Below are 26,591 nucleotides of genomic sequence, written 5' to 3' on the forward strand. Positions count from 1 at the left end.
AAACCTCTCAAAAGCAACATCTATTTTGAGGCAACGACTCTGTACTTATTTTGTCCTTCGGCAACACCTTTCATTGAGGCAATAGGCGTATCGGTTCAAGATATGCAATCAACACACAGCTTTTAAGATCACTAGGAGATTTTGCTCTCTTTATAGATTTCACTGATCTGCTGACCGTCCCAAAGGTATCTTAAATGACATCCTTGGGTTGGAATTGTTAAAGCAGGGGGTCTAAAGATGGCCATACATAAACCTTCTGGATTCCTTACGCTAGGATACAGTAATCCCCAATGGTCCTGTTCATGAATTTCTTTTCCAAATTTCTGGCTTTGATTGTAATAGGCAGGATCAGGATTGAATAGATCCCTATTAGGATTGTTTGATAAATCGACTAATGGCTTTTGGATTTTAGCGATATATTCTCTCATGGATATGGAGCAAGGTTTTTCTTGAGAGGCGCTGTAAAATCGTTCTCGATGGAAAACGGTTTCTTGTATTGCTGTTTCTAGAGACGACGCTGCATAGTAAATTCCAAAACTACCATCACTAAATCGCGATGGATGTCCAATATGAGTAAAGGCTGCCATAACTGGGGTTGATCCGGGACCGCTAATCCAATCCCCTTTATTGATTAGATTGATGTTGCCAAGTTCTGCATGAATTCTCTCATTCGTTAGACCTTCAAGAAGGGCAATTTGCTCAAGTTCCTCTGCAGAATCAGCCCAATCAAATAATGAAACAGGTGGAAATTTAGAAGGAACAAGTCTATGGACGCGTTTGCTAAAATGAATCAATGGATGCACGCTAATAGCCTCTCCAAAAATCTAAAAACTTCCTTACGTCTGAAAGACGAACAATTCCTCCCTCAAGCATGTATTCTTTAGGGGTTAACCCATTGAAAGGGGCTAAAGAGTTTTGGCGATTAATCCAGGTTCTGGCTTGTTCTCCATCCTCAAATAAAATTCGCAATGATTTATAGATCCCTAAAAGATAAGAAACACGTTCCTTTTGATCACGGCTCAGCTTTGATTTATGGGCGGTATAGGTTGAACGAGGCATATCGCCCATTAAAATACGAGCTTCACTTTCTTTAAAATTAAACCGCTCTACAAGGTTGGCTAAAGACTTCCAGACAACTTCATCCGGTATGTTAAGGACTGGATTTGTATTGGTTTGCATCATGTATACTCTATCATTCGCTTATTTGAATTTTAGTACATATAAAGACATATGTCCATGTGTGGACATTATTATGGAGATATAGTGTATTCAATGTTCACTGATGGTCATTCATTGAATGACATCCTCTGCAGAATAGGGGCGTAAACTTTCAATCCATCGCCCCCAAATCAATGGCTACGTTGCCTCTGATCTATAATATATAAATACTGAGTGCTTTATACGGTGTGTATTATGAAAAAACGTCAGTTGCGGGCCATTTACACTAACCCAATTGAAATTTCCTCTGAGCAAGCTCTTTTAGAGCAAGTTCAGGAGTTTGCGGAAATAAAGTTTAATCAAAATCTCTACAACCATATTACGGTGAATAAAAACAACATTAAACGTTTTACGTCAGGGAAATTTGATGGATCAAAATACAGCCCAGAGTATTTGAATTTCTTGGAGGCTATGATTCAAGCATTGACCTCCGCAGAAAGTAATGTCAATACACGTATTATTCGAGATCAATATGCTCTATATGATCATTACTCAAGGCAACCACGGACCAAAAAGGACTATCCAGCTATTGAGGACATTAAAACCGATTCAACACTCGAGAGTAACGTTAATAAACGATTGGACGCATTTAAAAAAAAGTTGGAGGCGATCCGCGATCAACAACTCATCCTCAAAGCCAAGTCTTTAGCAGAATTAACAAGCAAAGAGGTGGTTGAAATTCAACAGACCTTGAGTCTAATGCAAGATTCATATCTTAAGTTGTGTTCAAATTATTCACTAGAATCCTCCGTTGAATTGGATAGGAAACTGGAGAGTTCTTTTGGTGAACAAAGCATCTTGCAAATAAGAAAGCGCTTTGCTGAAAGAAAAAAAGCCATGGATAGTATCCTAGAGGCATGTGAAGGGACCCCTGTTGCAGAGGCGATAAGGAGAGAGCAATCCATGCTTGAGCAACAAACAGAACAATTTGAGTTGATTGTAAAGCGAGCAAACGAGTTAATGAACTTACACCAATTGCTTAAGCAAATTAAAGCGATTGAAGGCAGTGTTACCGAAAAAGCAAGTACCCTGCGAGAGGATACAGATGCCCCTGAGCTTAGAGAATTCATCCGTTTTGTTACAGACAAGGAGAAAGAAATACAGCAACTTAAACAGGGGGTTAAAGGTAACTCAAAGCCATACGAACAAACAGACAGAACGATTGATCAAATTGAACAATCCATTCAGCAACACAAACAACGCGCCTTATTGCTTTTAGAGAAAATTGAGAAACAAAGGAATGTCGTTCCAGAGAACATAGAGGATAACCCGATTAAAGCTCTTCCTAAAGAGGCTGAACCAAAAAATCAAGAGGTGCTACAAATCAAGAAAGAGCGACTTGAAGAAGCAATCAACTTAATTCAAAGATATAGAGAAAAATTAGAAAAGGAACCGGATAAACAACGTACAGTAAGATTTTTTCATAAATCAAGAAATAGCGCTAAGATTAAGTATTGTACTTCATTAGTACAAAAACTTACAGAAGAGGTTAAGACATTAACACTCGAAAGCGACTTACATCAGATTATTAATCGAGCCCATGGAGAAGTAATTTTAGGTGGTGATCAAACAGAAATCACAAAAGGTGGTAGTTATTTCGGTACAAGCCGCATGCTCAGTTTACAGCGACTTTTGGGTATTGATGAGGCGTGGGAAAAGAAAGGACATTCCAAATTTCTCGGATTTTCAACACAGTCTGATTTGCACGGGCTTAAAACATCGGGGGTTGTTGGTGATGATGTACGTGGTATTGTGAGTAATTACTACAGTGACAACCCGAGCAGTCGGGAGCAATATCAGGAGTTAATAGGACAGGTATTCCCAGATCAGGAATACCCTAAACCACCCTGTAATTGAGAAACCTTGCTTAAGTCCTGAGCGTTCTCGCAGGAAACCCCGACATCGCATCGTTCATTTATTCAGGTTATTTCTCCTATCCTCACAACGGACTTCCTGAAGTTTTTGGCTGGAAAATTACCCATCCCTTTGTTATCGGGTGATGTTATAGAGCCTGTATTTCTACCATAGAAAGACTGGTGATACCCAAACGGCTTGCAGCTGCATAAGAAAGGTCAATAATTCGCGAACTATAAAACGGACCACGATCATTAATTCGAACCACCACCGTTCGTCCATTTTTGACATTCTTAACCCTTAGTCGGGTATTAAATGGAAGCGTAGGATGCGCAGCCGTCATGGAATGCATGTTGTATCGCTCTCCGTTAGATGTCTTACGATTATGGAAGCGATTACCGTAAAAAGAAGCCAGCCCTCGTGCTTTATATCCCTTTGCCGATTTAAGAGGTGTATATACTTTACCTTTAACGGTATAAGAGCCTGTAGTAGGTTTTGTTGTCATACACGCACTTAAACTAAATATTAAAGCTGTAATGATAAAATATTGTATGGTTTTAATGGTCAATCTCATGTTTGTTTCTTAAATACCAAATGAGCATGCAAAATAGCATATTGATTAAAGTCTAGCGACATTATACCCAAATTAAAATTTAGTGTTAGTTCATTGTTAATTAACGAGTGCATCAATCTGGCGCATTTGTTCGTACGGCTGTGTTGGTTCGCCCTGAATTAGCTAGGGACTATCATATACCATCCAGTCAGCAATTAAGGATTAAAAATCAACATGTAAATTATATGTTTAGTGGGGTGGCATCTTCCTTTATCGATTTAGGGAATTATTTTTTGGAATTTGGAAATTCATACGGCAACCAATTCGATGATGGAGCTAGCTTTAGCAATGACGCATCTCAGCCATTAGATGGGTTGAAAAACCTGGGTAAGGGAATAGCAACTCTTTGTTTATCGCCATTTATGTTTATCATTGAAAGAGCTGGATTATCCTCTGGATTAAAAGAAGACCCCCTAGTTAAACAAATGCTAAGCCCCTTAGCTCATTTGGAAAAATTTGTTGGCGATCTACTTACTGGAACTATGTTAATTTTAAAGGGGTTGGTTCAGTTGGCAACATTTCCAATGACTTGGTTTATTAAAGTGCCAATTAGGAAGTTCGTTGCATGGGGTTCTCCAACTTCTGAAAGTGAAGATTCGTTCGATGAAGGGGTTGAAAATAATCCCGGTTCATACTATGAAATGACTGAAGAGTTTGAAAGAAATGATACTCCTTCAGCTATACCCGTTGAGGAACATGGCTTGGAAGAGATAGAGGAGGAGGATCCTAAAATTGAGCAATCGAAGGTAGCTAAACACGAAGATAAACCTAGACCTAAACCTTCAGATGATGAGATTCATGCGAGTGACCCCTTGTCTTATAACTAGCAAGATAGACTGAGCTTAAGTGCCTCAATTTCAGTTTGTAGAAAAATTATACTTATTGACTCAATCAGCAGTTTTTAGGAGAGGGTATTATCCCCTATGTATTTGCAATCTACCTTGTGGGTCAACGGATTCCTATAGCGTTGGTGCTTTTTTAGAGGCTGATTTTATTTGACTTTGAAAATCATTGCCGGAAGCTGCTGCTTATATAGTTGGTTGCCAGAATGTAAAGCCCCGTTGCTTGAACATGTTTAAAAAATTCCGCTTGCTGTGGCGCGCGGCTCGGATTTATACGTACTCAGTTGCAAACTATGACCCGGCGACTCTGGGGGGGATGCAACTGACGTTATTTGGTTTCTCTTCATTCAAAGTTCAATTAAACAGGATGGAATTATATTGACTACATAATAAACAATATGTATTGTAATATTCCTTTTCTTGTGGTAAAATACTTTTAATTTTTAATCAAGATTCGCTTGTTTGATGAAGACTACAAATACCCTCAATACAACCAGCAATTATGTTTTTAAGGCTCGGTATCCAAGTCATAAACTCATTCCTGACTCTTTTTCCCTTTAAGCGCATTATTGTGCGTTAAACAATCCTAGCGATATTAAACAAAACCCAAAGCTCGTCACTTTCCGCGGCAATCGATGGTGGATGACGTGCAATTGGTTTTAACCCTAGAGAATCCAGTTCTTTGCGGTCATGACTTTAGACGGCACTAACGTGCGTGCTGAAGTATGGTCTGTGCTGGAGCGACCAAGAAAGAGTATTTAGAATGAACGAGAAAAAAGACACGATGAAAGAATCTAACAAGCCATGTAACCTGTCTGAAACTCAGTTGTATATGCAAGATAAGTTTGAGTGTTATGATGAGTTACCCAATGACATTAAATACGTAATTGCTGGTTTTTTACCCACTACAGATTTCATAAACCTATCTAAGACCGCTAAATCCAATTCCCCATTTTTTAGTACTAATCAACACCTAAAGCAGGTCTATGAGGTCAGAAAATTTCTTCATCATGTTGTTCGTGGGAACCATGAAGCGGTAGTAATGATGCTTGAAAATAACCCCTATTTAATACTTATCAGAGGGCAAGTGAAGGATTTATCAGGCCGAGAGTTTACCAATATTAGTGGATTTGAGTATTGCCTATGGGCTTTAGATAAGCATATGTGGAAGAAGATGCTGGATTGTGTGCCTAAAACAGAAGAAGGCGAACGAATAAAGGCTGTATTACGGACACACTATCAAAAGATAAAAGAACATGGTGTGACCTATACACTTCATGGGGTAACGAAAGACCATATGCCTGAAACGACAAGCAGGACAGAAAATCATTTTGATTTTAATAGTACTATCATCAAAAAACTTCAAGAATATATTAATACAGTGAATCATAAAAAGTGGGTCCAAGGTGTCGGTGGCGCGCAACGATTACTGCCGGTTCATGTTGTTCGTGAGTACTTTAGTGACACGCCCTTTTATCCTGTGCCTACTTTTGAAAATCAACCCAAGTCATCCAAAGAATTTGAAAACTGGTTGACCGACATGAAACAATCTAGGTTATGCGGCAAGACTAAATTGGGCGTGAATTCTGCTATGTATAGGGGATCTGCCAGGTGCGGCGGGCATGCGTCCCGAGGCACGCGCGCCAAGTCGCAAGTTGATTTAAATGCCATAATGGAGTTGTATAAAGTCAGAACAAATGATTTTCTTGCACTAGAAGAGGATCTTAAGCCATGTAACTTGTCTGAAAATCGGTACAATCACTGACTTTCAAGGCACTTAGAGTAAGCTCTTGTATTAAGTTTGATTTTAAAGCGAGTAGGCTGGGCTGTTAAGCCCAGCATTTTGCCAAGTAGTGTCCACAGAGTTTTCTCACATTGAAACTTCATATCGATTAGATGTATATTCGGGTCGGACCAAAATTTGTATTGAATAACTAATAGGATACCTCTTAAAGCCCACCTATATTTACTCTTAAAAGTTATTTGTAAGTTCCAAAATAGCTTTTAAGAAAACAAAGTTTCCATGCCAATCAATTCAATTTGCTGCGGAACACTCAGGGACCGTCTACCTATTTATCCGTTGCCGAAAAGACACAAAAAGGGTATAACTTATGTATTACTCAATAATTACTGTCATTTAATCAGGCGGGGTAGACGCATTCTGTACTTCCTGAGACTATCGATGGATTAAGAAGATTGGCTCAGTTGGAGGTTTTTTATCTGAAATAGATGTTAAGTTAAAGACCAAGGATGGTTATTGTGCTTACAAAAAAAGATACATGGATTTTAAACTTAACGGGATTAATAGTTTCTATAGTCACGATTTTTGTTCTTTGGCGACAATTTTACATTTTTGTAGACTTTACCTTACTATTTGGTTTCTTATTTACACTGTCTTATAATGGTCAGAACAATCTACGATTATTGGGAAGCAGTCTTTTTATTGCTTTAATATTATCGCTCCCTGGTCTGTGGATTTCGAACCCTATTAAGCCAGGATTTTTCTATTTTTTAGTCTATTGTTTCCATTACACTTATCATCGCAGCGGCAATCTTTGGCATATGAATTATAGACTATTGTTTGAAGCTGCATGGAATGGAATTCTTGTTTTGCTTGTTGCTGTGCTTTTTTTGCTTGCAAGCGCGGTATTAATTTTTTGTGCTTCTTTTTTATTTAGTAGTCAGGGTAGCCCTTTTGTATTTAACCTCATTTACACGAATACTGGGAGATTGTTCCAGTTATTTTTGACGTGGTTATTATTATTTATTGGTATAGGTGTTGCCCAATATCATATTAAAACGCTCTGTCAGTTGCGCTTTATCCTTTTAATGAGTATGTATTATTTGCTACCTATTTTGGTGATAATCAGTTCGGTGGTTCTAATTTTATTGTGGAATATCGATCTGAATCCAAACGCCATTATCACTGTTTTTTTTGAGCTGACACTTCTCGGTATTTTATTTTTAAATGCTTACTATCAAGATGGAAGTGATGAGATAAAGAGACTGGTTTGGCTGAATTGGCTTTTACGTGGTTATAAAGTGCTGTTGCTCCTCATGATACTCATTGCAAACTATTATGCTTTTCGCTATGTATCTATAGAGCTCAGTCAATTAATCTATCTAACCATCTTGCTTTTTTTAGGGTGGTTTTATGCTTATAGCGCCTTTTTTTCAGATGAAAGGGCACAAAATGTAGTAGAGAATGGGAACAAATGCTTTGCTATAGTCTTCATAGCAGCCTTTTATTTTGTTATTGCATCGCCCTTTAATTTTACGGTGAATAAAGAGAAAGCTCCCTTGTCTCTTTGGCATGGTGCTGATTCGATTGGCAAAAACGGCGCCCAATAACACGAAAGGGTTTTGTCATTTAAACCAGAGACATATGACACTTCAGGTAGCAGTATTCGTATGAGTAAGGAGAGCTATTTTGCTTACTAACAGAGACACATGGATTTTAATTTTAACGGGACTAATAACCTCTATCATCTTTACTGCCACTTATCTGTTGCAACTAAGTGCTTTTATGTATGTCATCTTTCCTCTATTGGTAGGGCTCCTATTTGCACTCTCTTATAATGGGCGGAATGTTTCAGAATTATTGGGCAGCAGTTTTTTTGTTGCTCTGCTATTATCTATCCCTTTTAGAGGTTATGGCATTTGGGAATCAGAGGGCACCAGCCATATTAATTTACTTATTTTCTATCCTGTTCTAGTTTATATAACCCATTGTTTTCATTATACCTATCATCATAACGGCGGTCATTGGAATATGAGCTATGCACTATTGTTTGAAGCTGCATGGAATACCCTAATCCTCTTGCTTTTTGGGACGCTTTTTATGTATTTGAGTGGGAACTTAATTTTATACCCGTCTTTTTTATTTGATAGTATCTACAGCTCTTTTTTATATAATCGCGTGTCTACTAACGGTGCTTTCTCGTTATTTTTGATACTCTTTTTATTGTTTCTTGGTATTGGTATAGGTCAATATAATATTAAGGTGCTTCATCAGTTACGTTTTATCTTGCGAACATGTATGTATTATTTTCTACCTTTCTTAGTGTTAACAAGCGTCACGTTTTTTATTCTGTTTTGGCAAAATACTGATCTAAACCCAAATATCATTATCAGTGCTTTTTTTGATTTAACTCTTGTGAGCATTTTGTTTTTAAATGCCTACTATCAATTTGGCAACAATGAAAAAAAGCAATTAGCTTGGCTCAATGGGCTTTTGCGTGGTTATAAAGTGTTTTTGCTCATCATGATACTCATTGCCAACTATTACGCCTTTCGCTATATGTCTTTAGAATTCAATCAATTGATCTGTTTAACCATCGCGTTTTTTTTAGGATGTATTTATGCTTACAGTGCCTTCCGTCCCGGTAAAGAAGCACAGAAAATCATGGAGGAAGGGAATAAATATTTGGCTATAGTGTTTATGACCGCTCTTTATCTTGCTATTTTTCCGTCATTTGATTTTACAGTGAATCAAGATAAAGCTCCCCTGTCTATTTGGGATGGTGCTGACTATATTAGAAAACATGCTTTCCAAGATAGCTAAAATAATCAGGGGGCGGACTCCGATATGTTTTGCTACGTATATTCGGGTTGGACCAAAATTTGTATTGAATAACTAATAGGATACCTATTAAAGCCTCCTATATTTACTCTTAAAAGTTATTTATAAGTTCCAAAATAGCTTTTAAGAAAACAAAATTTCCATGCCAATACGTTCAAATTTTTTGGGGGGGTAAATTATCTCTTTTAGCAGGCTAATTTAATTTAGAAGCCATTTTGAGTCTTAAAATTAGCGACTAGGCTAGGCTGTTAAGCCAAGTATTTTGCCAAGTCTTGCCCACAGAATCTTCTCACGTTGAAACTTCATATCGATTTAATAAAGCGCTGGGCTTAACTGCCCAGCCTAGCTAAATAAATTAAGAATTTCATTTAGAGCATGATGGATTAGATATATCTAAGTGCTGATAATAGGGCGAATCTTTGGTAGCGGTTAAAAAAAGAGCGTCACTCAGCCGCACTTATAAATTCGGAGTAACTGTCCAACCAATTCAAAACATTAGAAAGCTACGTGTTCTAGACTTTGATTATCTACAATCGGCTCCTGTTCTGTGTTTTGATCTGAGTTTTTAGTGGCAAAAAATGACAATAAGTTTTTTTCGCGATTGATTTCATTATCAAGTTCGCGGGAAGGAGTAATGCTTCCTAAAGTACACCCTGCCATTACGAGGGCGGCAACTCCACACATCGACAATGCAATTGCATGACTAATACCCATCATTGGATCGAAAACACTTACTGTAAGACCTACGAGAATCGCCCCTGCAATCGCAGCCAATCCTACCAAAGTCAAAGCTACCAGTCCTATTATTGTTCCAATATTTAATAAACGAAGATGCTGTTGTCGATCGGGTATTTGTTGGTTCAGCTTGATTAATGCGATTGCGACTGCTTCAGGTTGGTTCTCAGCAATCTGTATACTTTCTAGCAAGGTAATAAATGCTTTATATTCTTCAATGAGACTCGGTCTTTTGCGAAAAAAATCGACAACTTCCGCAATTTGTTGCTGAATGTTCTGGTCTACTTTGTTTTCTTTAAACACATGGGTTAATCTCTGCTCCAAGGAATCCATTCTTATGTCTAATATTTCCTTTTCAAGATTTCTGTATCTGTGTTTATATCCAGCATCATTGAACATAGTGTCATCCATTTCAATTGTTGCAATTTGAGGGCAATCATATCCAGAGATTGTTAAATTTTCAATACAATTAAGTGTGATCAACTTTATGGGGTTTCGCACACTATATAGCCGATGCCTCTAGGCAGAATCTATCACTAGAAGAAATTCATATGAGAATGTAGGGTACGTGCTCCTCCAAAAAAGCCTATATAGGCTGGGCTGTTAAGCCCAGCATTCCATATCAGTAATGGACGGTATATCATAAATTTGGTAAGTAGATTAATCAATTTAAAATTGTTGGAATAGCCCTTGAGTGAGACTCGATAGCTGATGCTGGGCTTAACAGCCAAACCTACGTCAGCTGGTGCTCATAAGCCACCATCACTCACCAAATTATAATTGTTCAAAATCATCATTACACCCCAACCTTCAGTCAATATACCATACCTGATAAATCGATGAATGCTCGAATACTCCCAATCAGAAGGATTAAGAACATAGCGATGTATAACCGGGTTAAAGTGAATATAATTGATGTGATGTTCATCATCTTCGGCATCTTTAATAAGATGCTCCCAATACCTGCGGTGCTAAATACCTCTATCACGGTTCTTTTTTCGGGAATCGGATATATTTTCATCCATCTCAATTTGTATAGAACAGGACTTACGAAAAACCCCAAGGTCGAGGCAAAAGAACTTTTTAATGAGGGAGTTTAGATGGACTAAATGACCGAATTAAAAAGTTCTTTTAACAAAGAGATTGGGGTTTTTCGTAAGTCCTGTAGAAAACCTGGATTTTATTAAACTTATAATTCTTATCACCTTAAGGCAAGGTCATCATCATATGGCAATGATCAGGCATAATAACAACGGCATCTAAATAGAAAGGATGGTTTTTCTGAACTTTTTTAAAAACAAATCTTAAGGAGTTAATAGGATTAATAAGTAAATTACTTTTCCAATTTTGCAAATTTAAGGTAAAAAAATAGGTGGCGTTAGCTACCATTACTCTTCTATAACGCATAAGGATGGATTATTGTTATTCCGGTTGGGGTTTTATAATGGTTTTTATATGAAGTTCTAGATAGTTTCTGGGCTTGTCAGCCCAGCCTACGTTTGCGTATAGAAATTTGAGGAGAAATGAATGCGTATTTTAGTGATTGGAGGAACAGGTACAATAGGGCAATCGGTTGCGAAGGAATTATCATTACGTCATGAGGTAATCATTGCAGCACGTGAGCATGGTGAGGTTAGAGTAGATATTGCCGATAAGAACTCTATAGAAATGATGTTTCAAACAGTAGGAAAAGTTGATGCAGTAGTTTCAACCACCGGTAAGGTACATTTTGGAGCATTTCATGAAATAACTGAAGCGCAATATGCTCTTGGTTTAAATAATAAATTGATGGGGCAGGTGAATCTTGTTTCTATTGGTTTAAATTATCTGAATGATAGGGGTTCTTTCACCTTAACTAGTGGAATTTTAAATCGAGATCCTATTCGTTTAGGTTCATCAGCCTCAATGGTCAATGGTGCTATCGATGGATTTGTGAAAGCGGCAGCGATTGAAATGCCGCGCGGCTTACGGATCAATGTAGTTAGTCCTACAGTTGTGTCCGAATCTATGGATAAATACGCCGATTTTTTTCGAGGATTTGAACCTGTATCTGCTGCAAGGGTTGCATTAGCCTATGTTAAATCGGTGGAAGGGGCTCAGACTGGGCAGATTTATTGTGTTATTTAGTATCGAGAAGTAATGTTTTTGTATGTGCAAAAATAAAATTCAGCGAGTAGCGAGTAGCGAGTAGGCTGGGCTGTTAAGCCCAGCATTTTCCCAAGAAGTGTCCACAGAGTCTTCTCGCATTGAAACTTCATATCGATTAGATAAAGCGCTGGGCTTAACAGCCCAGCCTCAATCTGGTGTCAATGAATGGCTCTCAATGTTGGGCTTCCCTTTGCTCAGCAGCAACCTACATACCTGAGCTAAATCCTAATTTCCTTATTGATTTGAAAAATATTAAGCAACATTTTTCTTAGTAATGAATTATAAATCCCAACGATCTTTATCTTTCCAGTAGGGGCATTCTGGGCAATGCCCATTTTCTTCGTAATCAATGCCTTCTTCGTGGGGGCAACCTAGTATTTTTTCACCAAGTGCAAAAATAGATCTTACTTGAAAGGATTTTATGAACTCAACAATTTCAAGATGGACAAAATCAACTTTTCTTATATCCATGCTTGAATACCATTTCTCCACATAAGCTGGATCGTCATCTTCATTTAATAGAATAGTTACAACAACTTTTGATGCAATGTCAGCATTAGGACCATAGTAAGCAACTGTAGCTGCAGGATAGCCATTATCACCTTGTTTTATTTTTTTATGTAGGTATTTTTTGGCCATTTGTATTTTAAGTCGGCTAACTTCTTTCATAATAGACCTTTTAGTTTATAACGTTGGGCTTCGCTGTGCTCAGCGCCAACCTACGTTGTCCTTATTGAGACATAGGTAACAAAATATTCCGAAGACATAGGTTACACTCAAAAGTATTTCTGGAGAAGAGAAATGCCATGGCAGGAGTGTACTAAAGTGGATGAAAAGATAAAATTTGTAGCAAGATTGTTAGATGGCGAACAAATTGCCTGAATGTGGCGATTTAGTAAATCGAATGGAATAACTGAAGGCTTCCATCGAAAGATGAAATTGATTCAACGTAGGGCTTATGGTTTTAGAAATTTTGAAAATTATAGGTTAAGAGTTAGAGTGCTTTGTGGATGAGTGAAGTGCCCCCGGAAATGGGGAAGAGCCGAAACTTTGAAAATTATAGGTCAAGGGTTAAAGTTTTATGTTCTTGATTAGTGCCCCCGGAAATGGGGAAGAGCCTTTTAAATGGCGCGCTCGGAGGGACTCGAACCCCCGACACCTTGGTTCGAAGCCAATTTGATCAAGATTAATTATTAATGAAATCAGTAACTTGCGATGTAACGAATCAGCCAATTACTGCCTACAACTGCCTGAAACAACTAGGGTTATACTACACTTTGTTACAAATCTGCTACAGTAAATTTTTATAGTTTTCCTGCTCAATAAAGCTGACTAATTCTCTTTCAGTAGGTAGTACAGTTTTGTATTTAGAAGCGAAAATTTGCTTGCTTTCTTTAAGGACGGAATATTTAACCATCGTCTCATCTTTGTCTGCACAAAGAATAATACCTATTGTGGGGTTATCGTCCTTCCCACGCTTTAACTCATCAAACATTCGCACATACATGTCCATTTGGCCGATATTTTCATGCGTGAGTTTCTCTGTTTTTAAATCGATAACCACAAAGCATTTTAAAAGATAGTTGTAGAAAACCAAGTCAATATAGAAATGCGATGTTTCAGTGCTCACACGCATTTGGCGCGCAACAAATGAAAATCCTTTGCCTAACTCTAAAAGAAACTTTTGTAAATGTTCTATTATGTTGGACTCTAAAAGACTTTCTTGGCCTTTTAAATCTTCAGGAACATTTAAAAACTCTAAAACATAGGGATCTTTGATAAAATCAAGGTGCTGTTCGCCATCGTGAATATTTAATTTTTCTTGTCCTTGAGTAGACAACAAGCGTCGGTAATAACCACTTTTGATGTTACGCTCTAATAGACGAGTGCTCCAATTTTGGGAGCTTGCCTCTTGAAGATAGTAATGCCGTTCTTTTTCATCATCTAGACGCATAATAAGCCGAATATGTGTCCAGCTTAGATTCGCTACGCACTGCGTAGTGAATTGGTCAAAATTAGAAAAACGAGAGTAAAACTGTCTAATATTTCGTATATTTGCCTCTGTAAATCCCTTGCCAAAGCAATCTGTTAAATATCGAGATAAATTTGCAATTAGATATTCACCATAATTTGCACGTGCCTTACCCTGTTGTTCTTGCTCAACAATACGTTTACCAATCTGCCAATAAGTTTTAGTCATGACAGAATTTACTGATCTATAGGCTAGTTCACGCCCAGAGCGCAGTAATTCACTAATTTCCGAAAAAAACTGTTGCTCATCTGTTAGCAGCTTTTTTGAACTCATTTCCAACTCATTAGATTGTTTCTCTTGCCTCAAGTTTAACTGATTCAGGTACCTCAAAAAAGATTTTATTGCAGACCTTAAATTATTCAACAGAAGATACGAAATCCAACACAAATTTAATAAACTGCTGTGTTTCCTTAAGCTTGTTTAGTTCCGATCCTGGTTTACAAGCAATGGCTTTTAAAATTAGGTCGCTCCATACAGAATATTTATTGATTACCCAATGGGCTGCTTTTGTCTTTGATGTGATACCACCTGTCTCTAATGAGTAAAGGGTTCTGCACATGGTAAAAATTGCAAACACTTGATAATCACTTCTTTTGAGCTTTACTAAATCAGTTAACATGACTCGCCAATATTCAGCTAAGTTTTTCTTAATGGCTAACTGTAGCTCTTCAGGGGAAACTTCTTTAATCATCCCTTTAATGTCAGGGCCGCTAATTGCAATTCCTTTGTTTCTAAGCAGTGATAATTCGATTATAAAATTATTGCCGTAAGGGGCTAGATATAATTTCCCCTCATTAAAATAAGGTCGTTTATTTTCTGGGTTAAAATTTAAAAGTTCGTTTTGAGCAATATATGACGCTTCAATTTTTTTGACATAGGGAGTATGGCTTGAATAAAGCTCATTATGCATGGCCTCAATTTGAGAAATAGTAATTTCTGAAAGAGGTTCAGTGGTAATGATATAACAGTCAATATCACTAGTATTTGCATTAAAACTATTATTTGCAATAGAACCACCAACATACAGCCCAATGAAACTATCTAATAGATTGGCTTGTACCTTTTGAACTAGCTCCTGCAGAAGCGCCTTGATTTCACTATCAATAGATTGAATAACAACATTACTCGGACTATCTATAGGTATTTGTTCTAAGTAGGTTACTATAAGTTGCTCTATAGCACTCACTGAGAAACTAGGGCAGTAGCGTGGGTATTCTCGCTCTAGGCCATAAGCATGTTTTTCTAATAACTCTCTATTGTATTCATACATATTCACGACAGTAAATTCATTACTGTATTTCTCTTCGCTATGAACTCCATAACCACCATCATATAGTGAACCATTAGGTAGCCGTATTAAAGTATGCCAGCATTCATCGGTATCCTTTTGCATGATAAAAACAATATGGACTTTCTCGCTAAATTTTTGGTTCCAAAGCTTAAAAAATGAATTGGCAAATACAGCGCAGGGACCTGAGTTAATTGCTGGTTCGCCGAAATTATCTCCTGGTTGTGTGACATAACCGTAGAGTTTATTTATTGCATTAGATAATTCATGTAAAACGTTTAAGGCGTTCATTAAATTCTTTATTTATGTTGATGAAACAGAGCCTTTTAAGTATTGCCCTAAATATTCAAATTAAAGATATGCTAAAATACCACACATTCAATGTAAGCTAAAAACCTGCTCGGATTAGGGCATGACAAAATAAGAGTACTTAGCATGATGATACTTGAAGCGACTCAAGAAGATACAGCCTATATAGATAACTCCATTGTAAGATTTAATCAACAAGCAGTGCCTTTTACTCAAAAAGAAACCCCTGTATTTAAAAATTACGTGATTAAAGAGGACGGGCAAATCGTTGCAGGGATTAATAGCTTTGTTTATCACTGGGGTATTTTATACATTGATGTTTTATTTGTGGATGAACGATACCGAGGAAAAAATCTAGGGGCTAGCTTACTTCAACAGGTCGAAAAAGAAGCTATTGCTATGGGCGCACATCTAAGCCACTTGGATACTTTTGATTTCCAAGCAAAGGATTTTTATTTAAAACAGGGTTATGAGGTTTTTGGTGCACTGGATGATTGCCCTAAAGGTCATCAACGATTTTATCTCAAAAAAAGCCTTACTACTCACAGTAGCATTCAAATTAGACGTTACCAGGACGAAGATGCTGAATTTCTAAGTCAGATTTATTACCATACCATCCATACGATTAATGCAAAAGATTATACAAAAGAGCAGATTGATGCCTGGGCTCCTTGGTCTTCAGTTCAAGACTATAGTGGATGGAAACAAAAGCTCGAAAAAATAGTGCCTTATGTGGCAGTAATCAATGACACTGTGGTTGGTTTTGCAGAGTTTGAATCTAATGGACATATCGATTGTTTTTACGTACACCATGATTTTCAAGGTTGTGGGGTTGGTTCAGCTTTAATGGCAGCGATTGACCAAGAGGTCAGGAGCAAAGCTTTATCACGTGTCTATGCTGAAGTGAGTATTACAGCAAAACCTTTTTTTGAGCGAAAAGGGTTTAATGTCGTCAAGCAACAAAGTGTTACTCTTCGTGGTGTGCAACTTACCAATTACATTATGGAAAAATATTATAGGTAGTTGTTCCATTATAAACATTCCACGAGAATATGATGACAGAAGAAAATCAAGGTACATGTTATGATCGTATTGCAGCTGATTTTGCAAAAATGAGGGACTCATTCTACAAAGAACAAAAGTATCTCGATTTATTGATATCCTATTTGCAACCCAATGCCCATATTCTTGATGTAGGGTGTGGTTCGGGTAATCCTATTGCATCTTATTTAATTAAAAAGGGTTTTCGAGTTACAGGAGTTGATGGCTCAAAAGAGCTGTTAACTATTGCTGCTCTCAATTGCCCAACAATGCACACTGTTTGTGGTGATGGTCGCACTGTAGTTTTAAATGAGCAATACGATGCACTACTTGAGTGGTGGTGTCTCTTTCATGTTCCAAAGCAAGACCATGAAAAAATGATAGCTCGATTTGCCAAATGGTTAAAAAAGGATGGGTTATTAGAGTTCACTTCTGGGGATGCGGAATACGAGGCTCGAAACAGCGACATGCTAAATCAGGAATTGTATTTTGCCAGTTTGAGCGTAGGTGCTTACGAAAAAGCATTGAAAGAAAATGGTTTTGAGCTGCTATTACGAGAATACGATCAAGAGCATCATCTGGTATGGATGGCGCGCAAAAAATAGAAATAGATAACAGCAGTTAACATTTATTATTTGATATTTTAATGATCGGGTCCACCTCTCTTTTTATTGCTATCTTCTATTGTTTAGTTATCTACATTAATGCTTGCATTTAGTATCGTATATCCCTCCTTATCCGAGTACTTTGAGAAAAGCGAGCGAGCAAGTTAGATTGATGGAGCTGTCTCCTAAACACCAAACGTTACTTGCATCGATGGTGTCATTGTTGTGTTAGAGCAAGCGTAAGTTGACTATACCAGGACTAGCTACTATGGTTTTTTAGGTTTGTTGGGATAGGAAGGCGGCAGGATATGCCGCCGAACTAATACAAGAGCGGACTCTACATCCATTGAAAATTAGTAATTGTACCGATTTTCAGATGAGTTACATGGCTTGAGATCGTCTTCTAACGCAAGAAAATCCTTTTTTCTGACTCTATACAGTATCCTGATGGCACCTAAGTCGTCCCGGACCCCCGGCACCCATGCCCGCGCCATCGACATCACTACGCCCGTGCCTTTAACTATAGCAAAACTCTCACCCATTTTAGAACTAATCCCGAACCAGGATTCTTTTTTATTGGTCAAATGATTTTTATATTCTTTTGACGATGTGTGTCGTTGTTCAAAATAATAAAAAGGTAGTAGCTCAAATGGCCTGTCACTACAGTATTCATCAACAACATGGGCTGGTAATAATCGTTGGGCACCACCAACACCAGTTATCCATTGATGGTTGTTGTTTCTATCAAGAAATTTTTGAAGTTCACTAATGATGGTTCCTTTAAAATCAAAATGCTTTTCTGTAGTGGTTGTCGTTTCAGGCCTATAGTCTTTCGTAACACCATGAAGTGTATAGGTCACACCGTGTTCTTTTATCATTTGATATTGTTTCCGTAATTCAGTCTTTATTCGTTCGCCATCTTCTGTTTTAGGCACACAATCCAGCATCTTCGTCCACATATGCTTATCTAAAGCCCACAGGCAATACTCAAAACCACTAATATTGGAAAACTCTCGGCCTGATAAATCCTTCACTTGTCCTCTAATAACCATTAAAGAGGGGTTATTTTCAAGCATCTTTGCTACCGCTTCATGGTTCCCACGAACAACATGATGAAGAAATTTTCTGACCTCGTATCCTTGCTTTAGGTGTTGATTAGTAGTAAAAAACGGGGAATTGGATTTGGTGGTCTTAGATAGGTTTATGAAATCTTTAGTGGTTAAAAAACTAGCGATTTCATATTTAATTTCATCGGGTAATTCATTAAACGCAAATTTATCTTCCGTGACCTTTCCAATAAGAAAATTAGAGCTGGAGCTTATAAATTGGTAAAATCGCTCATGCCAAGGCATTTGAGGAATAGCCTCCGGCTTATTTTGAGCGGCTAGCATTTGCTTGTTCGTTTTTTTCATCGTGTCATGTTTCTTGTTCATTCTAAATACTCTTTCTTTGTTGCTCCTGCACAGACCTTGCTTCAGCATGCACGTTGGTGCCAGCTAAAGTCATGTCCGCAAGGAACGGGATTCTCTAGGGTCAAAACCAATTGCACGTCATCCACCACCGATTGACACGGTTAGTGACGAGCTCTGGGTTTTGTTTAATATCGTTAGGATTGTTTAGCGCACAACGAAGCGCTTAAAGAAAAAAGGAGTCCGGAATGAGTTTATGACTTGGATAACGAGCCTTAAACACAGAATTGCTGGTTGTATTGGTAGTATTTGCAGTCTTCATCAAACAAGCGAATGTTGATTAACAATTAAATTAAAGGTATTTTACCACAAACAAAGGAACATTAAAATACATATTGATTATTATGTGGTCAATATACTCCTATCCTGCTTAATTGGACTTTGAATTAAGAGAAACCAAATAACGTCAGTTGCATCCTCTCAGAATCCCCGGGTAATTGCTTGCAATATTTTCTTCCTCTGCAATGTCGTGCTCAATGACTTCACGAAGTAAACGCTGAGGCAAGGGGAGTCGTGCGGATTTCTTTCTAGCGTAGGTGACGGTTACAGCTATAACCGCCGCCTTATCCTATGTTGGTTTATTTGAAATCAAATTTGTTTGATGGATTATTATAGTTGTTCACTAAAGTCAAAACTTCTGAATATAATGTTTCCGTTGTGTTATCTCTACCACCGAGTCCAAAAAAACAACTTCCTTTTGTTGCGCTTGTTTTTGTTGCAAGTTCCTTTTGTATTTGCGTGAGTAATTCGCCGCATTCTTTTTGCGCCATTTGCATCTGATTGTCGTCATTAAAATCTATTTTCTTACTATTGGTTCGAAGCCAATTTGATCAGGGTTAATTATTAATAAAATCAGTAAATTGCGATGTAACAAATCAGCCAATTACTGCCTGAAACAACTAGGGTTATACTACACTTTGTTACAAATCTGCTACATGTGAATTTGTTCAAAAAAAGTATAAGCCCAAAAACACTATAAAGACATCTGAATAAAAATATACTATAATGCGTTAAATATGAAATCACTGTTGCCAATTAATCACAATATGCTGCTTATATTTAAAGAAGTTTATTCATTGTATTTTAAACTCAGCAGATACCCAAGCCACAAAATCATTGAAGTTAGCCTTTGTTCCTAAGTTAGGCTCTTATTCCACTTAATAAAGTTTTGTGAATTTAGACTATGAACTCTATTGGTCTAAGAGCATTCAATTTTATTCATTTATTTTGATAAAGCGGTTCCCGTTTAATACATACCGCTCTATTGATTTGTTAAGGAATTGCTTCAATGAATCCAGCACCAATTAAAAAAACAACTCTTACAAAAAAAGATATTATCTCGAAATTTGTTGAGCTTCATAGCCTTGTTGACAACGATGAGCTCGACAAAATTAAAGAAATTGTTCAGCAAGCCATTCATTACAAGAATACATCGCCTGATTTCTGGAGCTGGTCAACTGAAAAAGCTTTGCTTCAGGCTTTTGAACTGGCTATCAGTCTGGACCGCATTGAAACAGTTGAGTTTTTTTTAAAGGCAGGGGTGCGTCCTTCAGGGATAGACATAGCAATAATGCGCAAATCCTTACCAATGGTAAAGCTCTTAGTTCAATACGGTTGTGAAATAAGAGAAGAGAGCGGTCAATACTACGATTCAAGTTTGATAGGTGATAATACCGCTATCGAATGTGCCCTGAAGACATTAGGTTCTGGGGATATAGTTCAGTACTTGCTTAGCGAAGGTGCAAGTGCAAAAGGGTGTGTTCACACAAAACCAAAAAAACCAGCAGAAAGTTTCTTAGCTTATGCAGCTAAAAAAGGAGATGATGCCACCCTTGAACAGTTAATCCGTCGCCTTGAGTATTGGTGTGATATATTAATAATCCCTTCAAATAAATTCTGGAATAAGTTTTCTTTTATTGCAGGAAAATTAAAGGGCAGGGATGCCATTATTCTCATAGAGGGTAAACAGGAGATTTTCTTTGCGGATTGGTCTGAGCGGAGTTTAGAGAAAATTGTACATAAACCCAAATACGACTTGTACCTACAGATCTTATTTTCAGATTCTCCCCTTAAATTAGCATCCAAAAGACAGCTTAAATGGATCACAAAAGAAACGGGCATACGAAACGACGACTTAGAATTGGCACTGCAATTAGCAATCAGTGGCGCACACCGTAAATACATTAAAAGAATTGAGCCGATCAAAAAAACCGTTTCTGATTATTATAAAGATAAAAGCAAGTTACAAAATCAATACCCCATTTCTAATGATAAAAAGGAGCAATCAGACAGGGACGATAAAATAGATAAGGAATTAAGTAGAACTTACAACGTAGAAAATATAAAACTATTGGAAAAAAAAATCCAAGAAGCAGGTGCTAAATATAGAAAAATCATTGGGTGTTTAATGGATTACGTGATTGGATGCGATTTTCCTCCCGAATTTTTATCTTTTTTTACCTCGTTGGATGATGTTTCAGGAATTAATTTTATAGGTGTTTCCATTCATGGCATACCCATAACTCGTGAAATGTTAAAAGAAGCCGGGATCTCTGGCTATGAAAAAGCTTTAGTTACAATTCAGGATTGGCAGAATCTGAGCGAAAATTCGTCACCAAGGCTAACCGAATTAAAAAGAAGAGTTTTTGACCATCCATACTATTATGAACCAGGCGATAATACCGACATCGATAAAAATTTTAATTTTGTACCGCTTTATATAGCTGCCCAAATTGGGGATATTAACACGGTCAAATTTAGGCTAACTCAAGGCGTAAATCCAAATGAATCCATTTTAGATCAAGCACAACCGATTGAATATGCTGTAGTTAATGCGCATGAAAGCATTGTCAGAGAATTAATTAACCATCCTGATTTTAATGAAGAAAAATTCAAAACAGCCATAGAACTTGCGAAAAAGCATGGACATAAAACTATAGAAGATCTATTAAAAACATCGCGCAATAAATCAGGTGATATTAATAGCTTTGATGTTGCTGGAAATACAGAGTTGCACTATGCCATCGAGTCAGGAGATATCGATGAAGTTAGGCGACTTATAGATATGGGGGCTGATGTCAATTTAAGAGGTAAACTGGGTTATCCATTGTATATATGTGTAGGAAAATCAAGGTTTATCTCAGAAATTGGTTATTATCTAAAGAATGAATTGCCTCCCGAATTTAGCTTAATACAAACAGAGATTTTAAGGTTGCTTTTGGAAAAGGGAGCGAACCCTAACATCGATGCGAACAATTCTCTTCTGAGATATGCTGAGTCGCTTGAAATAATCAAGATTCTTCTACCTATTTGCAAAAAGAATGATATAACAGGATATGATCCTTGGGAAAAGAAGGAAGAACGTTTCCCATGGTATTATACTATGTTGTTTAACACATTCGAATCACCAGAATGGCCTGGCATTTTAAAACTATTGATAGAAGAGAAAGTGGATTTAAATGTTATTTCCTCTTCAGGTAAGAGCTTACTTCATCTTGTAGCAGAAACATTTCCTTCAGTTAACCAAGTTTATCACAGCATGGAACAAACAATGCGAACTATTTTGGGAGTTGAAGACAGAGCGCTAAGTCGATTGGAGAAATCGTATTCTTTGCGCATGATGGCAAATAAAATAGCTTTTTTGAAACCATTAAAGCAGTTGGAATTCTTACTTAACCATGGTGTTAACCCTAGTTTAAAAAATACAAAGGAATTAGAGCCGGTACCACATTATATCCTCAGGAAATGTGATTTAAGTCATATCGTCAACGGTTATGCGCAAATTTTTGATCTATTTATATCCAAAGGATTTGGCATTAATGAGCAAGACTCAAATGGTTATACCCTCTTACATATAGCTAGTATGCGGGGAGACTTAGATGCAATTAAGTATTTAATGGCCCGTAAGGCCGATGTTAATATTCCTGATAGATGGGGAAGGACTCCAATTTATTACGCGGCAACTGGATCTCCGTCAAGGTATCATCCTAAAGCAAACCCATTAACGACGGAATATTTGGTACATTACTGCCAAGCTAAAGTTAATGTTTTAGATAACGAAGGCCTAACCCCTCTTCAGTTTTCTATAGAGAAATACTATGAATATGGTTACCCTAATTTGTCGTATAAAGATACCGATAAACAGGAATTGCGTGACTCTTTTCTTAAAGCACAAGATGCTCTATGGAATGAGGAATACCGCCGCTCTTGTCTTCTAGAGAATGCAGTCGGGAATAATTTGACTGTTCATGCTGCTTCGAATGAATATACCTCTAAAATGAAATCCTATCTCTCAAAGTTCAAAACGACAATACCCATAGAAATATTGTTGTCGAATACATCACTCTCCAAAAAAGATCGAAAGTTGTTTGAACTCTACCGGGATAGAATCAGTGGCCAATTTATGAATATTCCTGTAGAACTAAACGGGCGAATTTACGATCTAACTACGCTAACAGCTAGTCATAATAATGATCCCATTACAGGGAAACCATTTGGACTTAGTGACATCCAACCAGCGGAAGAAGTAGCCAATGAGATCCTTGAGCTTCTAAAATTCTTCGAAATTACTCCTAATCAGCCTCAGCAAGAGATGCAATCTCCTTCAAATGTCGAATTGGTTGTAACAAAACATGTTAAAATAGAAAACGAAAAGTCTTCAGAAAACAGCATGCACTCGCTACCAAAAGCAAATGAATTGCCAGAGCAATTGTTGACCAACATAAGGCAACTTGGATTTGAAGGCTACAATGAAGTTGAAGGTGATGGTAATTGTCTATTTTACGCCATTATTGATCAATGCCAGCAAAGAAATATTCCATTTGGTCACTTGATTAATAGCACAACCGATAAAACAGCCATGACCTTAGAACTTCGTCTGAAAATTAAGGAGTACATCACTCAACACAGTGATGAATATAAAGATTTTTTCCCTATTGATCAGTATCAATCTTTGACCGATTTTATAAACAAAGTGGTCATTCAAAAGAACTATGCGGGGCATATGGAAATTACTATCTTAGCCCAATTATTAGTTGCCGATATTGTCATCATCAGACAAGATGGAGTGCTTACGTCAATTGGAAATGGAAATTCGACTCAGACCCTTTATTTAGGATTAGTTGATCACGGCAGCATGAGCGCATTGAATCATTATTATTCAATTATTGGTAAACCCAATCAACCTCCTTTAATTGAAAATAAAATAATTAGCTCTCAAACTATTCAAGATCATGAGGATAAAGTGATGAGTACTTCTGAATCTGGTGCAGGTTTGGGGGCAAATAATTTACAAGGGTTACATGGTTCAGTGATGAAGGGCAACCCACACAGTATGTTTGCTCATCCAACATCTGATCATGAAAAAACTCAAGAGCTGAGGACTGGTAAGTTCATTTAAACCCTACAATTAAATGGCGCGTTCGGAGGGACTCGAAGCCCAGACACTTTGGTTCGAAGCCTTATGCTCTGGTTTTAAATTCTTTATAAATCAATACCTTGTGAAGCGTCAAATTCAACAACTACTGCCTAAAACTGCCTACTACAGCGTAGTTCCGCCACAGTTGAGACACGTTTTGGTCACAGAAGAATCTTAATTCTTTTGTTTAAAATTAAACTTAATATGTGCTATTCCAGCATCAGGAAATAAGGATTTTTTCTTAAGTTATAGATGTCTATTAAAATCCATAGATTGATGCAACACTCGAATAACAGAAATGCCATAATCGGTAGTTTTGAAAAAAATAATGTGAGAGCCAACATTAAATGCGTGTAATTCTGGACGAATATAATCACATTTTCGAGCAATTACGGGATCATCTGCAAGGCGCTGAAAACTTAAATCTATGGTTAAAATATAATCCTCTGTTTGTTTGATACCAAACTCATTTGTGCTATATAAATAGATGGACTCAAGATCTTCTACCGCTTTTGGGTAAAGACGATATGTTTTATTTGACATGGGATTTTTTCTTCATTTTCTTAAGAAAATCATGTGCATCCCATGTTTCAGGCTTCCCGCTAGCTTCTCCTTCATCTATAAGGTGACGCAATTGCTCTAGTTTTGATTCAGCTTGTTTTTCACGAAGTAAACGCAATGACTCTCTTAATACTTCGCTATTACTTCTATAATCCCCTGAGCGCACAAGTGATTCCACGTAATTACGAAGTTCATTACCCAAATCAACAGTCATTGTACGGGTCATATTTGCCTCTATGTTGTAAGAATAAATCTTACATATATTATATAAGACATTGTCTTACATTTCAAACCATGTAATTAGTATGCGTCGGATACTAAGATCCTTATTTCTTATGATTTTTAATGGTCTTTGGTTTCTCCTAAAGGGGGCACTGAAGATTAATTTTGAGATATTTCATTTGTTTTATTAGTGGCTAAAAAAATATTCTGCCCCTCTTAATTTGTGTCCTTTGTTCGCCAGCCTTGATAAGTTTTGTTTAAACAAACCAACAGCACCTAAAAGCAAACCTTTGCTCTTTTATTACTACCCCAATTTTCTAATTTATTGCTATTGGTTCCCTCATTAAATGACTCTGTTTTTTCACTTGTTTCCATAATTGGGTGTGGATTTCGTTGTTCTTTATATTCTTGCCAGCCTTGATAAGGTTTTTTAAACAAAACAACACCAACTGTATCTTTAAAAGTAAACCCATTACTTTCTATCTTCCCACCTCGAATTTCTAGTTTTTTGCTATTGGTTACTTCATTAAATGCTTTGCCTTCCGTTTTCGCTTTTTGGTACTGCAAAATATGCTCGCTGGTTATAATATGGTTGTTCGTATTGTAGGCCTTGGCCAACCTTTCTAAAGTAGACATTATGTCTCGTTCATTGACATCTAGGGCTATCAATTTATCATATCCATAATTGCTTATCATTTTATAACCTAAGGCATTTTCAATTTGATTTAATTTAAAAGCAGATTTGCAAAATTTTTCAGTGACGCATTGTGCCAGATAGGGATAATCTTTGCGGGCAATTGACATTAAGTAGGAATGAAAATAAAAAGGGTCCATCCCATAAATATACTGCGAATTATGTTCCATATTATCGGTAATAATGGCTGGTGTTTTACGCAAAATTAAAGGATGTTGCAGATTCATTTTTGCGTTATCACCCACTGCAACAGTATCGATTACACTATCCCATAAAGGAAGGTCATTTTGGGTTTTAACTTTTGCGAGTATATTTTTTAATTCGACAACGCTTACCCACCCCCCTATATCAAGAAGGCCTAGCTCAACAGCTATCATGATTAAATTGAGCTGTAGACGATGTGTTTCTTTGCCATGGAAAAATAAAGGGGATAATATATTTTCATCGCTCCATAATTGGTTTTTTTCTAAAACCTGATCGGCTTCTTTCTTATCGACAAACCCTACAAAAGTAGGGACCGGTCTTTGAGAGAGATTTACGTCGAAATTGAAACCATGTTTTTGCTCCCGATAAAGCAAGACCTTGCTTAGAAGATTATTGGTTTTATTCGAAATTAATTCTTCATTAGGAACCGGCCACAGAAGATTCATAAAGCGACAAAATTGAATTGATTGATTTAGCTTTAGCTGTTTGTCCGCTGTTCTAGTTGAATTTTCAAAGTTCCATAAAAATTTGACCTCTTGCTCTAATACAGTCAGTGCTTGAGTTATGAGTGAGGGGTTTGATAAAAATACAGATATATTGGCCAATACAGGGGCATGCCGATGGGCATCCTTAGGTAATCTTGATTGGTAATAGAAAAGATATTCATCATAAATCTTTTTATTGATGTTACCGCCGGTGATGTTTACCAATTTATAATTACATTTTTTAATAAATCACAAGGGTCGATAATAATCCAA

At 37.1% G+C, this 26,591-nt stretch carries 22 protein-coding genes and 1 pseudogene; 10 read left to right on the forward strand and 13 right to left on the reverse strand.

Translation table 11 applies throughout. The features are described from left to right. Positions 1 to 131 precede the first annotated feature (131 nt). Positions 132 to 803 carry an RES family NAD+ phosphorylase gene (locus Lwal_RS00210; RefSeq protein ID WP_058478923.1) on the reverse strand — a complete coding sequence of 224 codons (672 nt, stop codon included), beginning with the start codon at positions 801 to 803 and terminating at the stop codon, positions 132 to 134. Position 804: 1 nt separating this feature from the next. Continuing rightward, the gene (locus Lwal_RS00215) at positions 805 to 1,182 is read right to left on the reverse strand and encodes an antitoxin Xre/MbcA/ParS toxin-binding domain-containing protein (protein WP_231950956.1); all 378 of its coding nucleotides are present in this window, start codon (positions 1,180 to 1,182) and stop codon (positions 805 to 807) included. A gap of 231 nt (positions 1,183 to 1,413) precedes the next feature. Here Lwal_RS00215 and Lwal_RS00220 point away from each other — a divergent pair, with 231 nt between their 5' ends. After that, positions 1,414 to 3,075 (forward strand): hypothetical protein, encoded by a 1,662-nt coding sequence (locus Lwal_RS00220; RefSeq protein WP_058478924.1) that lies wholly within the window; start codon positions 1,414 to 1,416, stop codon positions 3,073 to 3,075. Positions 3,076 to 3,220: 145 nt separating this feature from the next. On the opposite strand, the gene Lwal_RS00225 is transcribed toward Lwal_RS00220, so the two are convergent. Next, complete coding sequence (locus tag Lwal_RS00225; RefSeq protein WP_231950955.1) at positions 3,221 to 3,577, reverse strand: septal ring lytic transglycosylase RlpA family protein; 357 nt, start codon at positions 3,575 to 3,577, stop codon at positions 3,221 to 3,223. A 176-nt stretch (positions 3,578 to 3,753) separates the two neighbouring features. On the opposite strand from Lwal_RS00225, the gene Lwal_RS00230 reads away from it, so the two are divergent. From Lwal_RS00230 to Lwal_RS00245, 4 genes are all read left to right on the forward strand, one after another. Then, a complete protein-coding gene (locus Lwal_RS00230) occupies positions 3,754 to 4,512 on the forward strand; it encodes a hypothetical protein (protein WP_133141271.1) in 759 nt (252 codons plus the stop codon). A 778-nt stretch (positions 4,513 to 5,290) separates the two neighbouring features. After that, on the forward strand, positions 5,291 to 6,292 hold the full coding sequence (locus tag Lwal_RS00235; RefSeq protein WP_083499993.1) for a hypothetical protein: 1,002 nt from the start codon (positions 5,291 to 5,293) through the stop codon (positions 6,290 to 6,292). 494 nt (positions 6,293 to 6,786) lie between these two features. Then, positions 6,787 to 7,878, forward strand: a complete 1,092-nt coding sequence (locus Lwal_RS00240; protein ID WP_133141270.1) for a hypothetical protein — start codon at positions 6,787 to 6,789, stop codon at positions 7,876 to 7,878. Between the two features lie 79 nt (positions 7,879 to 7,957). Further along, positions 7,958 to 9,091 (forward strand): hypothetical protein, encoded by a 1,134-nt coding sequence (locus Lwal_RS00245; RefSeq protein WP_058478928.1) that lies wholly within the window; start codon positions 7,958 to 7,960, stop codon positions 9,089 to 9,091. 513 nt (positions 9,092 to 9,604) lie between these two features. On the opposite strand, the gene Lwal_RS00250 is transcribed toward Lwal_RS00245, so the two are convergent. After that, on the reverse strand, positions 9,605 to 10,243 hold the full coding sequence (locus Lwal_RS00250; RefSeq protein WP_133141269.1) for a hypothetical protein: 639 nt from the start codon (positions 10,241 to 10,243) through the stop codon (positions 9,605 to 9,607). An 807-nt stretch (positions 10,244 to 11,050) separates the two neighbouring features. Next, positions 11,051 to 11,233 (reverse strand): transposase, encoded by a 183-nt coding sequence (locus Lwal_RS00260; protein WP_058478931.1) that lies wholly within the window; start codon positions 11,231 to 11,233, stop codon positions 11,051 to 11,053. A gap of 138 nt (positions 11,234 to 11,371) precedes the next feature. Between Lwal_RS00260 and Lwal_RS00265 the strand changes: the two genes are divergently transcribed. Continuing rightward, complete coding sequence (locus Lwal_RS00265; protein WP_058478932.1) at positions 11,372 to 11,971, forward strand: short chain dehydrogenase; 600 nt, start codon at positions 11,372 to 11,374, stop codon at positions 11,969 to 11,971. 300 nt (positions 11,972 to 12,271) lie between these two features. Here the strand turns inward: Lwal_RS00265 and Lwal_RS00270 are convergent, their stop codons facing one another. Continuing rightward, positions 12,272 to 12,661 (reverse strand): hypothetical protein, encoded by a 390-nt coding sequence (locus tag Lwal_RS00270; protein ID WP_083499994.1) that lies wholly within the window; start codon positions 12,659 to 12,661, stop codon positions 12,272 to 12,274. A gap of 213 nt (positions 12,662 to 12,874) precedes the next feature. On the opposite strand from Lwal_RS00270, the pseudogene Lwal_RS18140 reads away from it, so the two are divergent. Then, positions 12,875 to 13,006: pseudogene (locus Lwal_RS18140) on the forward strand (transposase); the annotation flags it as partial. Between the two features lie 277 nt (positions 13,007 to 13,283). Here the strand turns inward: Lwal_RS18140 and Lwal_RS00275 are convergent. Then, entirely contained in the window at positions 13,284 to 14,297 is a 1,014-nt protein-coding gene (locus Lwal_RS00275) for a PDDEXK nuclease domain-containing protein (RefSeq protein WP_058478933.1), read from the reverse strand. An 82-nt stretch (positions 14,298 to 14,379) separates the two neighbouring features. Continuing rightward, positions 14,380 to 15,603, reverse strand: a complete 1,224-nt coding sequence (locus Lwal_RS16745; RefSeq protein WP_065235629.1) for an aminoglycoside adenylyltransferase domain-containing protein — start codon at positions 15,601 to 15,603, stop codon at positions 14,380 to 14,382. Positions 15,604 to 15,747: 144 nt separating this feature from the next. On the opposite strand from Lwal_RS16745, the gene Lwal_RS17825 reads away from it, so the two are divergent. Then, positions 15,748 to 16,644, forward strand: coding sequence for a GNAT family N-acetyltransferase (locus Lwal_RS17825; RefSeq protein ID WP_231950954.1), 897 nt, complete (start codon positions 15,748 to 15,750; stop codon positions 16,642 to 16,644). Between the two features lie 32 nt (positions 16,645 to 16,676). After that, on the forward strand, positions 16,677 to 17,267 hold the full coding sequence (locus Lwal_RS00290; protein WP_058478934.1) for a class I SAM-dependent methyltransferase: 591 nt from the start codon (positions 16,677 to 16,679) through the stop codon (positions 17,265 to 17,267). A gap of 353 nt (positions 17,268 to 17,620) precedes the next feature. Here Lwal_RS00290 and Lwal_RS00295 read toward each other — a convergent pair whose 3' ends face one another. Then, a complete protein-coding gene (locus Lwal_RS00295; protein ID WP_083499995.1) occupies positions 17,621 to 18,700 on the reverse strand; it encodes an F-box protein in 1,080 nt (359 codons plus the stop codon). Between the two features lie 614 nt (positions 18,701 to 19,314). Further along, positions 19,315 to 19,506: a hypothetical protein gene (locus tag Lwal_RS00300; RefSeq protein WP_133141267.1), complete on the reverse strand. Its 192-nt coding sequence runs from the start codon at positions 19,504 to 19,506 to the stop codon at positions 19,315 to 19,317. Positions 19,507 to 20,024: 518 nt separating this feature from the next. Between Lwal_RS00300 and Lwal_RS00305 the strand changes: the two genes are divergently transcribed. Further along, positions 20,025 to 24,134 (forward strand): ankyrin repeat domain-containing protein, encoded by a 4,110-nt coding sequence (locus tag Lwal_RS00305; RefSeq protein WP_058478936.1) that lies wholly within the window; start codon positions 20,025 to 20,027, stop codon positions 24,132 to 24,134. 264 nt (positions 24,135 to 24,398) lie between these two features. Here the strand turns inward: Lwal_RS00305 and Lwal_RS00310 are convergent, their stop codons facing one another. The 3 genes from Lwal_RS00310 to Lwal_RS00320 form a co-directional block, all read right to left on the reverse strand. Next, positions 24,399 to 24,695, reverse strand: coding sequence for a type II toxin-antitoxin system RelE/ParE family toxin (locus Lwal_RS00310; RefSeq protein WP_058478937.1), 297 nt, complete (start codon positions 24,693 to 24,695; stop codon positions 24,399 to 24,401). Then, a complete protein-coding gene (locus Lwal_RS00315) occupies positions 24,685 to 24,939 on the reverse strand; it encodes a type II toxin-antitoxin system ParD family antitoxin (protein ID WP_014844323.1) in 255 nt (84 codons plus the stop codon). The genes Lwal_RS00310 and Lwal_RS00315 overlap by 11 nt, the downstream gene beginning before the upstream one ends. A gap of 272 nt (positions 24,940 to 25,211) precedes the next feature. Next, positions 25,212 to 26,543, reverse strand: coding sequence for a hypothetical protein (locus Lwal_RS00320; RefSeq protein WP_058478938.1), 1,332 nt, complete (start codon positions 26,541 to 26,543; stop codon positions 25,212 to 25,214). Between the last annotated feature and the right edge of the window lie 48 nt (positions 26,544 to 26,591).

This window comes from Legionella waltersii (assembly GCF_001468085.1).
Lineage (GTDB): Bacteria > Pseudomonadota > Gammaproteobacteria > Legionellales > Legionellaceae > Legionella > Legionella waltersii.

Bases quoted from the DNA above. Each gene is read 5' to 3' on its own strand.
- Lwal_RS00265 (WP_058478932.1), top strand. From the start codon at position 11,372: ATGCGTATTTTAGTGATTGGAGGAACAGGTACAATAGGGCAATCGGTT.
- Lwal_RS00260 (WP_058478931.1), bottom strand. From the start codon at position 11,233: ATGGTAGCTAACGCCACCTATTTTTTTACCTTAAATTTGCAAAATTGG.
- Lwal_RS00290 (WP_058478934.1), top strand. From the start codon at position 16,677: ATGACAGAAGAAAATCAAGGTACATGTTATGATCGTATTGCAGCTGAT.
- Lwal_RS00315 (WP_014844323.1), bottom strand. From the start codon at position 24,939: ATGACCCGTACAATGACTGTTGATTTGGGTAATGAACTTCGTAATTAC.
- Lwal_RS00310 (WP_058478937.1), bottom strand. From the start codon at position 24,695: ATGTCAAATAAAACATATCGTCTTTACCCAAAAGCGGTAGAAGATCTT.
- Lwal_RS00275 (WP_058478933.1), bottom strand. From the start codon at position 14,297: ATGAGTTCAAAAAAGCTGCTAACAGATGAGCAACAGTTTTTTTCGGAA.
- Lwal_RS00300 (WP_133141267.1), bottom strand. From the start codon at position 19,506: ATGGCGCAAAAAGAATGCGGCGAATTACTCACGCAAATACAAAAGGAA.
- Lwal_RS00250 (WP_133141269.1), bottom strand. From the start codon at position 10,243: ATGTTCAATGATGCTGGATATAAACACAGATACAGAAATCTTGAAAAG.
- Lwal_RS00235 (WP_083499993.1), top strand. From the start codon at position 5,291: ATGAACGAGAAAAAAGACACGATGAAAGAATCTAACAAGCCATGTAAC.
- Lwal_RS00305 (WP_058478936.1), top strand. From the start codon at position 20,025: ATGAATCCAGCACCAATTAAAAAAACAACTCTTACAAAAAAAGATATT.
- Lwal_RS16745 (WP_065235629.1), bottom strand. From the start codon at position 15,603: ATGAACGCCTTAAACGTTTTACATGAATTATCTAATGCAATAAATAAA.
- Lwal_RS00270 (WP_083499994.1), bottom strand. From the start codon at position 12,661: ATGAAAGAAGTTAGCCGACTTAAAATACAAATGGCCAAAAAATACCTA.
- Lwal_RS00220 (WP_058478924.1), top strand. From the start codon at position 1,414: ATGAAAAAACGTCAGTTGCGGGCCATTTACACTAACCCAATTGAAATT.
- Lwal_RS00295 (WP_083499995.1), bottom strand. From the start codon at position 18,700: ATGAACAAGAAACATGACACGATGAAAAAAACGAACAAGCAAATGCTA.
- Lwal_RS00215 (WP_231950956.1), bottom strand. From the start codon at position 1,182: ATGATGCAAACCAATACAAATCCAGTCCTTAACATACCGGATGAAGTT.
- Lwal_RS00225 (WP_231950955.1), bottom strand. From the start codon at position 3,577: ATGACAACAAAACCTACTACAGGCTCTTATACCGTTAAAGGTAAAGTA.
- Lwal_RS17825 (WP_231950954.1), top strand. From the start codon at position 15,748: ATGATGATACTTGAAGCGACTCAAGAAGATACAGCCTATATAGATAAC.